Source organism: Acinetobacter sp. TR11 (assembly GCF_027105035.1).
Lineage (GTDB): Bacteria > Pseudomonadota > Gammaproteobacteria > Pseudomonadales > Moraxellaceae > Acinetobacter.
Map to the genome: position 1 here is coordinate 2,645,016 of NZ_CP114256.1, position 11,805 is coordinate 2,656,820.

6 protein-coding genes and 1 pseudogene are annotated in these 11,805 nt (G+C 38.0%); 1 reads left to right on the forward strand and 6 read right to left on the reverse strand.

Annotated features, from left to right (window positions below):
- Nucleotides 1-2 precede the first annotated feature (2 nt).
- The 6 genes and pseudogenes from O1450_RS12695 to O1450_RS12720 all read right to left on the reverse strand — a co-directional run bounded on the left by O1450_RS12695 (nt 3) and on the right by O1450_RS12720 (nt 10,736).
- Nucleotides 3-1,162, reverse strand: a pseudogene (locus tag O1450_RS12695) (nucleotide sugar dehydrogenase).
- A 143-nt stretch (nt 1,163-1,305) separates the two neighbouring features.
- A complete protein-coding gene (locus O1450_RS12700) occupies nt 1,306-2,232 on the reverse strand; it encodes a branched-chain amino acid transaminase (RefSeq protein ID WP_004664837.1) in 927 nt (308 codons plus the stop codon).
- 26 nt (nt 2,233-2,258) lie between these two features.
- Complete coding sequence (gene glnE, locus O1450_RS12705) at nt 2,259-5,006, reverse strand: bifunctional [glutamate--ammonia ligase]-adenylyl-L-tyrosine phosphorylase/[glutamate--ammonia-ligase] adenylyltransferase (protein WP_269228719.1); 2,748 nt, start codon at nt 5,004-5,006, stop codon at nt 2,259-2,261.
- A 65-nt stretch (nt 5,007-5,071) separates the two neighbouring features.
- Complete coding sequence (locus tag O1450_RS12710; RefSeq protein ID WP_269228720.1) at nt 5,072-6,349, reverse strand: sensor histidine kinase; 1,278 nt, start codon at nt 6,347-6,349, stop codon at nt 5,072-5,074.
- Nucleotides 6,350-7,851: 1,502 nt separating this feature from the next.
- A complete protein-coding gene (locus O1450_RS12715; protein WP_269228721.1) occupies nt 7,852-8,925 on the reverse strand; it encodes a phage portal protein in 1,074 nt (357 codons plus the stop codon).
- The gene (locus tag O1450_RS12720; protein WP_269228722.1) at nt 8,922-10,736 is read right to left on the reverse strand and encodes a terminase large subunit domain-containing protein; all 1,815 of its coding nucleotides are present in this window, start codon (nt 10,734-10,736) and stop codon (nt 8,922-8,924) included. Before O1450_RS12720 ends, O1450_RS12715 begins: the two co-directional genes overlap by 4 nt.
- 146 nt (nt 10,737-10,882) lie before the next feature.
- Here O1450_RS12720 and O1450_RS12725 point away from each other — a divergent pair, with 146 nt between their 5' ends.
- On the forward strand, nt 10,883-11,797 hold the full coding sequence (locus O1450_RS12725) for a GPO family capsid scaffolding protein (protein ID WP_269228723.1): 915 nt from the start codon (nt 10,883-10,885) through the stop codon (nt 11,795-11,797).
- The last annotated feature ends 8 nt before the right edge of the window (nt 11,798-11,805 follow it).

An 11,805-nucleotide genomic window follows, 5' to 3' on the forward strand; every position in this document is an offset into this window, starting at 1 on the left:
CTCTAATTTATCCCAAATAAATCTCGTGTATATATTTTTTCCATGACATCACTAAACATCGGCACCATACGATTGACAATAATCAAATCAGAGATTGCTTTAAATTTTTGTAGACTCGATACCAAAGGATGACCGAGGTACGCTTTTGCACCCAATGTTGGTTCATAGATCACGATTTGGATTCCCGCATCCGCCAAACCGCTCAACACATCATGTACAGCAGATTCTCTAAAATTATCTGAATCGGCTTTCATGGTCAGTCGATAAATACCAACACAAGTGACATTCCGACTCAGAATATCTTCAATAATCGCTTGCTTACGAGTCTGGTTAGAACGAATAATTGCTGAAATCAACTCTTGTGGTGTGTCATGATAGTTAGCTAAAAGCTGCTTGGTATCTTTCGGCAAACAATAACCGCCATAACCAAAGGATGGATTGTTATAGTGATCACCAATACGCTGGTCTAAAGCAACGCCTGTAACGATGTCTAAAGCACTCAACTTATTTTTTAGACAATAGGTATCCAACTCATTAAAAAAAGCCACTCGCATCGCCAAATAAGTATTTGAAAACAGCTTAATTGCTTCTGCTTCCGTTGAGTCAACACATAACAGTACCGCATCTTTTTTTATGGTTGCTTTCAAGTAAAGCTTGGCAATTTTCTCAGCTCTCTTTGACTTTTCCCCTACAATAATCCGTGACGGATATAAATTATCTTGTAAAGCTTGCCCCTCTCTTAGAAATTCAGGAGAAAAATCAGATTTTTTAACGCAAGTTTTTTAGAAAGTTCCTTGGTATAGCCGACTGGAACTGTAGATTTGATCAGCATCAACGCTTTAGGATTTATTTTTTGAATATCACGAATAACGGTTTCAATACTCGATGTATCGAAGTAATTTGTTTCAGGGTTGTAGTTGGTGGGTGTTGCGATAATGACCAATTTAGCATGTTGATACGCCTGTTCTTGATCACAAGTCGCTTCAAGATTAGATTCAGATAAATAGCTTTGAATACAGGTATCGCTAATCGGGGATACGCGCTGATTTATGTTCTTTACGCGTGTTTTATCAATATCGAAGACCATCACATCATGTTGTTTTGAAAATAATAAAGCATTGGATAAGCCGACATAACCTGCACCTACGACAGTAATTTTCATTGCTTCTCTATTGTTTTAATTGCACTTAAAGTTCACCGTAATCAAGTTCAATGAAAGATTGATGATGATTTAGTTGCAATCTATTGACAGCTCAGCAATAAAAAAGCGAAGCCTGAGCTTCGCTTAATTGATCTGGTTTGATCTTATTTTACGTAAGTCAACCAATGTGCATATTTATCGTTACGACCTTGTACTGCATCAAAGAAGGTTTTTTGAATAACTGTGGTAATCGGGCCACGTGAACCACAACCGATTTCACGGTCATCATATTCACGGATTGGCGTCACTTCCGCAGCCGTACCGGTAAAGAATGCTTCATCTGCAATGTAGAATTCATCACGCGTGATACGACGCTCAACCACTTCATAACCAAGATCTTTGGCAATGGTAATTACGGTTTGACGGGTAATCCCTTCTAACGCACCACCTGCTAAATCAGGTGTATGTAAAACGCCATCTTTGATTAAGAATACGTTTTCGCCTGCACCTTGACAAACAAAACCTTGAGGGTCAAGTAACATTGCTTCGTCATAACCTGAACGTGCAACTTCTTGGTGTGCCAAAATAGATACAGTATAGTTACCACATGCTTTTGCTTTACACATCGTCACGTTTGGATGGTGGTGCGTAAATGATGATGTTTTAACACGAATACCACGTGCCATCGCTTCTTCACCAAGGTATGCACCCCATGACCAAGCCGCTACAGCAGCATGGATGGTATTGTCTGTTGCAGCAATTCCTAGTTTCTCAGAGCCAATCCAAATGAGAGGACGCAAATAAGCTGATACCAATTTATTTTCACGCACGACATCAATTTGTGCCTGCTCTAAAGTCGCTTGATCAAATGGTACATTCATTTGATAAATTTTTGCTGAATTTAATAAGCGTTTAGTGTGGTCTTGCAAACGGAAGATTGCTGTACCATTTGGGGTTTCATAAGCACGGACGCCTTCAAAAACACCCATACTGTAATGTAATGTGTGTGTTAAGACGTGAATTTTTGCATCACGCCAATCAACTAATTTTCCATCTTGCCAAATAAAACCATCACGATCAGCCAAATTCATGGCACATACTCCAAATTTTTACACAATCATTCACTTTCCAATGCTATTGCAGTTGGATCAATTAACCTTTGCCATAACTTGCAAACGATCTCTCGGGTATCGTGCCAATCCGCAGCATTGACTTGCATAGATTGATTTGCAAGCGCTAAACGGTGGCTCTCAGCTCGTTCACGGAGATAAGCATGGATGAGTGCTGTGGCATCTTCACTGGATAAGCAGCCTGCTCGAGCAGCATCTTCAAGAATTCTTACGTTATCAGAATAATGGGCGAGATCTGGATTTCTCCCACCCCATGCAAGCACTGCATACTGTGCCATAAATTCGATGTCAACGATACCACCTGCATCCTGTTTTAAATGAAAAATGCCATGTTTTTTTTGTTCAGAAGACGATCCCAAATGGTCTTTCATTTTTTGACGCATTTTCAGCACTTCATCACGTACAACATTTTCATCACGGGTTTGGGTCAAAATTTGGCAACGGATTTTTTCAAACTGCTGACATAATTCTGCCTCACCTGCGATTGAGCGCGCACGAACTAAGGCTTGATGTTCCCATAACCACGCACTTTTTTGTTGGTATTGTTCATAGGCTTTTAAGCTAGTGACTAACATGCCTGCTTCACCCGATGGACGTAATCGAGTGTCAATTTCATAAACTCGCCCATCTAAGGTTTGTGTCGTCATCAAAGACATAAACTTTTGTGCCACACGAATTGCAAACTCAGCCCCGCTAATGCCTTTACGACCATCAGTTTCACTATGCTCTTCAAAAGCATGGATAAAAACCAGATCTAGGTCTGAACCATAACCTAATTCGATTCCTCCAAGCTTGCCATATCCAATCACGGCGAAGCCTTTGTTATCTAAACTACAGCGCTGACCATTATTCCCCAAAGGATAGCCATGGCGCTCGGCAACCGCTTCATAAGCTAAATTAAGAGTCGCTTGGACGCTAACTTCAGCAATATCCGTCAATGCATCTGACACTTTCATTAATGGACTTTCTGCCAATACATCACTGGCTGCTACGGTGAGTACATTGCTCTTTTTAAATAAACGCAACACTCGCATCTGATCTTCAACTTGATCAATTTCGATGCGCAATAATTGTTGACGTAATGAATCTTCTAAGTCTTTACGCTTCGGTAAACCAAAATCCATAGAAAGAAATTCATCTAATAGCACTGGATATTGTGCTAATTCTTCACAAATCCACGGACTAACCGTCGCCATCTTGACTAAGCGCTGTAAAGCACCACGGCTTTCCATGAGCATGACCAAATACACAGTACGGCGAAGTACAGATTCAATCAAAGGCATTAATCGCAACAAAGCGACTTGTGGCTGATCTGACTGTAAAATCGCTTCGATCAAGTGTGGCCAAAATTTCTTTAAGCGCTCTAAAGCACTCGCGGGAATTTTTCTTAGTGCTTGTCCATGCCAAAAGTTTTGAATTAGATTCTTTGCACCATCATCCAATACAGTATTCAGTTTTTGCTCAAGTTGAACAAAGTCATCTACAGGCTCAGCAAATTCCTTTTCCTGAATAAGTTGTTTAAACTGAACTTTAACTTTGTCGCGTTTTTGATTCAAAACCGCTAAGAAAGCAGACCAATCGTTAAATCCTAAAGTATCTAACATGCGTTGTCTTAATTCAGGTTCAGTCGGCAGAGATTGGGTTTGCTGGTCATTGAGTGCTTGAATCGCGTGCTCAATCCGTCTTAGAAATAAATAAGCATCTTCAAGATCAATTACAGCCTGTTGATCAAGTAATTCAGCATTTCCCAAATGATGTAGACTTACCAAACATTGACGATCTTGTAATTCACGTTTCGAGCCTCCGTAAATTAACTGAAAAACTTGAACAATAAATTCAATTTCACGGATGCCACCCGCACCCAATTTAATATCATCTTCAATATTACGGCGCATGACTTCACGCTCAATCATCGCTTTCATTTCACGCATCGCAGCGAAAGCAGAATAATCGACATAACGGCGAAAAACGAATGGACGCGACATTTCCATGAGTTCTGCGCCAGCTTTCTCACCTGTAATCACACGTGCTTTAATCCAAGCATAACGTTCCCATTCACGCCCATGCTGACTTAAATATTTTTCTAACCCGCTGTGGCTAATCGCTAAAGCTGAACCATCGCCCCACGGACGTAAGCGCATATCGACACGGAATACAAAACCATCTGCAGTAATGTGATCAAGCAGATAAATCAGCTTCTGCCCCCATAGAATGCAGAACTGCTGTACATCAATAGATTTACGACCATTGGTTTCACCTTGCTCATCAAAGGCAAAAATTAGATCAATATCACTGGAAAGATTGAGTTCCTGCGCCCCCAGTTTCCCCATACCAATCACGATCAAATCTTGAAGCTGACCTGAATAACCCATTGGTTCGCCATGTTTGGCTAAGAGAGGCGGTAATGCAAAAGCCTTTGCAGCGCAAATACAGGCATCAGCAAAATCTGAAAGTTCACGTGTTAATGTCACCACATTGGTCAGTTGATTAGCATCTTGCCAAATCCAACGAAACATCAACTTGGCACGCAAAGCACGTAATGCTTTCATCCAAGCGTGCTCATCTGTTACATCGGCAACAACTTGTTGAACTTTTTCATGAATACTTTCAGTAGAAAGTGATTGGAGAAATTGATCTTCGCAATAATCTTGTTCTAATTGTATTTGATATAAATTTAAAACTTGTTCAGCATATTGACTGGCGACTAAAGTTTTCTGTAGCTGTTCGGCATTCATAAAAAGGCTCGACTGATGTCATCTAGATTAGTTATATCAGTTACAAGCTTATCTTTAAAATCTCTTTAGGCTAATTTCGCTTTACTTTTATGCTGTTCTACACATAAATCTATTGGTTCATTTGCAGCAGGCAATACAACTTTAAAGATTGTGCCCTCACCCTCATTCGAGCTAACACTAATTTCACCATGATTTAGATCAACGAATCGTTTACATAAGCTCAACCCTAAACCAGCACCCTTTTCTCCAGCAGTGCCTTTAAAGCTCATTTTAACGCGAGGTTGGAACAAATCTTTGATTTGCTCTTGGGTCATGCCCAGACCCGTATCTTTAACATAAACCTCAATATAAGTCCCTTTGTTTTGTGCTTGGATATAGACTTTCCCAGAGCCATCAACATCAGTAAATTTCAGCGCATTCGAGACTAAATTTTGAATGACCGAAGTGATCATATTCATATCAGCATAAACTTTAAGATTTTCATCAACTTCATTGATCAACTGGATATTTTTCTTGATCGCTAGTGTTTTTAAAACATCTGTAACAATATTGGTAATCTGTCGTAGCTTAAAATTCATCGGGTGGTAAACAAAGCGTCCACCTTCAGCCATCGACCAATTTAATAAACTTTCCAACAAGTTATAGGTCGACTGAGAAGTATCGTAAAGATAGTCCGCTATATTCTGAATGCTAGATTCATCCAAAGTGTCACGCTCTTTTGCCAATATTTCAGAGAAACCTAATAGACCATGAAATGGTGCTCGTAGATCATGAGATATTATCGAAAAGAATTTAGTTTTACTAAAGTTTAATGCAGCTTCTTGCTCGTATAGTTCTTTCAATTCGTCATGATTGACCTTTAACTCCAGTTTCTGCATAAAACTCATACAGTGCTCTTGAAGTAATTCTTTTTGTAATTCGCTGAAATCTTGTGCAACATCATCAAATAAAACCAGATACCCTAATGAAGTTTGATCTGGATGCCTTAAGTGTATTGCAATTGCAGTTTGTATTTTACGTTTGAATGGCGCTAGAAAGGCCAATAAACTCTGATACTGATATTGAGGGTGTTGTTGATCGATCAAATCACAATTTACAAATAATGTATTTAGACTTTTACTAATTTTTGAAATATCAATTGCTTGCAAATTTTCTGCACAACAATGCCAAAGGTAGGGTTCCTGATGGAATGCGAGCAAAGCAGTATCTACTTGCATCAATTTACGGTTAAACTGTAAAAATTGTTCAAGTAAATTTTGCTCAGAATTCAAGCCTAAAGAAAGCGAAATTTTACAAGCACTTAACTTATCGGCTTGCTCTAATTCTAATAATTGAATAGCCATGCTCGCCTCTCGTATATTATCGTTATACGGTTATTTACAAATCACTAAGAAAAATGTCAAAACCATCACTTACTCTTAACAAACTTTAACATAAAAGGCAATCCATTATGGAACCAATTCGCAACAAAACGTGAACTTTCATGAAATTTAAACTTAAATTAAATTTCAAGAGAAGGGTTAGTTTCTAGGGACATACTGTACTTTTAAGTCATCATAAATCTCAATCAATGCATCCACGCTCAAAAATAATATTCCTGAAATAAAAGCTACGAAAATTCCAATAATAAGTGCCGCCAATATTCCTTTTTAAAGAAGCCAAGAATCAACATTAAATGCTTTAGAAACAATTATGATTTAAAATATATAAAGAATTCAAAATTATAAATGCTTCTAATATGAAATCTAAGATTTAACTCTTTGTTATCCTTTATTGTTAATAACATAATTTTTAATTAAAAAATTATAAGCATTAAAAAACCCCAAGCCTTTAGTACTAGCTTGGGGTTTTTGAATCTTGGTCCCGAGGGTCTGCACTTCAAAATTCTTATAAAACAACAAGCTATAGTTTTTTGTGTGGGTCTATGTGAGTGCCTATATAATTACAGTTAATTTAAGGATACTTGATGCGTTGGCAATACTATCAAAATAGGGGGAAAAATGACAGGCGTTTCAAAGTTGAAGTATCATTTAGAACTAGGTTACAAAGGTTATGAAATTTAATATATATACCTAACTATCTATAAATTAATAAGAAATATTGACTTTTAAAAGGTTACATAAAGGTTATTTATTGGTTACATGTAACCTAAAAAAAAGGTTACAAGGCATAACCTCATAAGCTAATGTTTTATAAAGAGATTATAGGGTTTTTATAACTTTCATAACCTCATGTAACCAATAAAAGGTTATAAATTAAATATATAAATATCAAAAACTTAATTAAAAAATATGAGTAAAATAAGGGTGTGTAACCTAAATCCATTTTTTGATTCTTTTCAATAAATCCATTCTTTTTGTGAGTATTTTTTATTCAATATTATGACTTTGATTCCCAAGTTTGGACTCGTAGTACTGATATGATGATTTCTCTGCATCAGTGCGCATCAAACTGCATCACTTCTGTTGAGTTATTTTCCGCATCTAAGCCACAGCACGTCTCCCTTTCAGGTAGTGATGCAATTGCATCTGTTTTGCTATATTTAGTGGGCAGGTGTGGCGTGGAGACAATTGCGCGCGCACAGTGACCAGACCAGTGCTTTATTTGAAAACTTCAACGCTTAAGACTTAGTGATCAGTGCTTCAGCCTAGTAGCTTGGGATTAGGGATTAGGGATTAGGGATTAGGGATTAGGGATTAGGGATTAGGGATTAGGGATTAGGGATTAGTTTCTTTTTGATATGCAATTAATACAATAAAATTAAATAGATAGGATAAATTAATGCTATAATTGGATGTCCAAACTCCATGTGTAATATAGGCAAAATACTTAAAAAAAATCCAGCTTAAGCTGGATTCTTCAGTGTATCAATCAAAGCATAATCATCAAACTTAACTACTTCAAAGCCAACTCGATCATTAATTGACTTCAGCATGTTTTGGTAATACAGGATCTCGTTGTAATAAAAAACCTTTGCTGCCTTTTCAATATCACCAAACCCACCAGCATTTTGAGGTACTACCCCAATTAATTGTGGTGGCGTTCGATGCCCTGCAAGTTGATCATCACGGCTTGCAATCTTGATATTATAAAATTCATCTTTAGCAGCAACTTCAGCAATCGGAATCACTTTTACACCATCTTTATTTCCACCAGGTGTATAGAGTAATAAATTCCTAAAATTCCCTGCTCCTTTTGAATTTTCCATTGCATATTCCAGATCGTCCACATCTTCTTGAGTCTGTAAAGCATCTGTCATATGTAGAATAAAACCAGCATGAGCACCATTTTTATAATAACGACGACGAAATAGAGTGGCAGCTTCATTCAGCAAAATTGCATTCACTGAACTTAAATAGTCTGGAACTCCATAAACTTCTTGTTGTGTGTCTGGCTCATAAATATGAATAATATCTTCGGGAGCAAATTCAAATTGCTTATTAATATACTGTGTAACTTGGAAGTAACGGTTGAGATCAAGACCTCGACGCATTGCTAAAGTAGGTCGTGCTGTAATCTTAATTATTCCGTTAAATCTATTTCGTTCTAGATGAGCATAAGTGTTTGCATAAAGTAATAAGTTCAACGCCAAAGCATTAAACTGCTGTCGACTCAATAATGGGTGTGGAATGAAAGTACTGCTTAAAATATTACGCTTAACAATCAAAGCACTGGTGTGATGACTTGTAGCTCTGAACAGTCTTGATGTTGCTTCAATATCATATGGAAGCTCATACCATTCTTGCCACTGGGGACAATGGCCGTACTGAAATAAAGTTTGACCATCTAATACAGGCTCAGGATCTCCAAAATTACCCATGATAATTTTTCTATTTGGAGGCTCTATATTGACTGGTGTTCGATCTTGAAAGAACCCAATTTTCTGGAGTGGCTGTTTAATTAAACTTGGTAGATTCATGATTGATATACCTTGATCCTTGTTTTCTTAGCTTTACTGATATTCACATCTGTGATGTCAATAATCGGTGCTTTTTCGAGTCCATTCATGATTGCCCAAGCAATGTCTCCATGACCTGTTTCGGCTGATCGAGTTGTCACAAGTGTTTTATGACCTTGCCCACTTGTAAGAGCTTTCTTAATTGATAAAAAAGATTTAGCAATTACTAATTTTCCAGCATCAAATTGCAATCGTCTTCTTTCTAGCAGTTCCTTAGCACGTAGTCCCATTCTGATTTTTAGTTCAGGGTTATAGTTAAGTCGTTTTAGACTAGGGAAGAAATTTGAGACATGTTCTGCAACAGAAATACCATTCCCTGTATTATCGATACCAATAAACACCACATTATAACGCTCGCAAATCTTCTTGATTTTTAATGCCTGTTCACTGGCTTTTAAACCTTTGAATTGATGTATTTCAAGAATACGATACGGACTTAAAGATGTTTTCGGTGGAGCAATAACTGCCAGTGCTGCATTGTCACCAGTGAACGAAGGGTCATAACCTAACCAGACTTCACCCTCATATGGCTTAGGTTGGAATGGATAAAAATCTTTCCAGACATTCCAAGAATCAACCATGTTTGTTTCAACGATTGACATCGGAAAGTATGATCCAGTGTCATCAATAAACTGGCATTCAAACAAATTCTGGAATTCATCATCAGGATATCTGCGTTTCAATGCTTCACGATTGAACCGGTCATATCCTGCATTTTCTGCATCAGTTAGCGTCACGATTTGGCGGATCTTGCCATCAGGACATACCTGAGGTCGTTTTAGTGCAGAATGACTAACATCAATTTCAACTCTATTTTTCCGATTACCATCTGTTCCAGCCCAGAATGCATAAGCATCATGCAGAATGCTCGAGGGCGTTGAAATGTATATTTCTTTATACATTTTCTGAGATGCCATCGCTCCAGCAACCTTTTGGAAAGTTGCAAACTTACGAATCCAGAAAAACTCATCAATGACAACATCACCATGACGGCCTTGTGCAGTTAGAGCATTTGTCCCCAAATAATAAATTGTCGCTTGACCTTGTGGGCCGTTAATTACAATCGGATCACCAGTTAATTCAAGCTCGATAGTTTCAAGAACAAAAGCACGGATATATTCGATAAACTGGAATGCTTGAGCTTTTGACGCTGATAAGAAAATCTTGTTTTTACCAGTTTTTAATAAGTCGATTAATGCCCATAAAGCAAAATAGAAAGTTGCACCAATCTGTCGTGACTTCAACATCATAAATATTTCAGCTTCCGATTTTTCAATCGTGTTGCCCCATTCATGCTGGAAGTCAAAGAAAATCTCTTTGAATGTATTTTCGAGGATCTCGAATTGTTCTTGTGTGATTTGGTTCTTCAGTTTCTTTTTACGTGATTTGGCATCTTTGTTACGATTTGCCAATTTCGGATTCAGATCAACTTCATTACCTTCACCCGACCGATAACGTTCAATCTTTGCAGATCGCTCAAGCATTCGCATAAGGAAGTCCATTTCCTTATAATTAGCATTGCTTTTGTTCTCTTTAAAAATTAACGTAAGAAAGCGAGCACGTAACCCAAGAGTTACATCATCGAAAATATCTGCTTTTTCCCAACCATCTCGTTGTTTCCAACTTTCAACAGTTGATCGCTTTTCGCTAATATAAGTAGAAATTTCGGAGACAGATAAGCCTTGAGCGAACAAAAGTCGCCCTTTCTGGCGTGATGTCATTGCATCAAAAAATGAGGGTGCCCCATCCGTGGGACTTAATAGTGTTTCCATAACGTTATTAAACGTTAATGCTAGTTTTCTAACTAAAGTATGAAGTCCGAATATGTTCTATTCGGACTTTTGACATTTGCAAAGCCTTTCACCAAAACATCAAACTTAAAGCCTATTCAAAGCACTCAGAATTTAATGGAGTAAAGATGACTGCTTTACCAGGCGAAGGCCGTGTTGAAAAACGTTTCAGAGTTGCAAGAGAAGGACAAACCGTTGATGGTCGCCCTTTAGAACGCCAAGAATTACTTGAAATGGCATCAACCTACAATATTGAATACTACGGTGGGCGCATCAATGTTGAGCATATTAAAGGTTGGTCTCCAGAACCTCCTTTTAATGCTTACGGTGACATCATCAGCGTGGAAGCAGTTGAAGAGAACGGATTGATGTGTTTATACAACACAATTTCAGCTCTCCCGAATCTTATTTCACTGAACAAAGCTGGTCAGAAAATTTACCCATCAATCGAGTTCTATCGAAACTTTGCTAATTCTGGCAAAGCGTATCAAGTTGGTTTAGGACTTACGGATGATCCTAACTGTCTCAATACTGAAGCAATCAAATTTTCAGCAAACAAAAATGTCGTAAAAACCTCACCAGATAAGGAAATCTTCATGAGTGAACAAAATACGCAAGATGAAAATAAAGGACTCTTGCAGCAAATTAAGGAACTGATGTCGCCTAAACCGAAACCAGTTGAAACACAAGATGATACAGTTGCTCAAGGTGTTCTTGTTGCATTAAAGGCAGTTACAGATCTTGCTAATGGGTTTGCAGAATTTAAAGTCGAAATTACGCAAAAACTAGATGGTCTTTCTACCCATACTGCGCAACCCCCAGCAACTGTTCCAAGTCCTGCTCCAGCTCCAGCTGTTCCGCCATCAACACCACCAGAACCTCAAAATTTTTCTAATCCAGCTGATGCATTTAATCAAGCATTACAACCATTACAACAACAGCTCAATACCCTGCAACAGTCGTTACAAACGCTTTCAACAACGCCAGTCAATACACCTCCTCCTGCACCAGGTAATGTTCAAGGTGGTGCTACACCTTACTAACTTTTCAG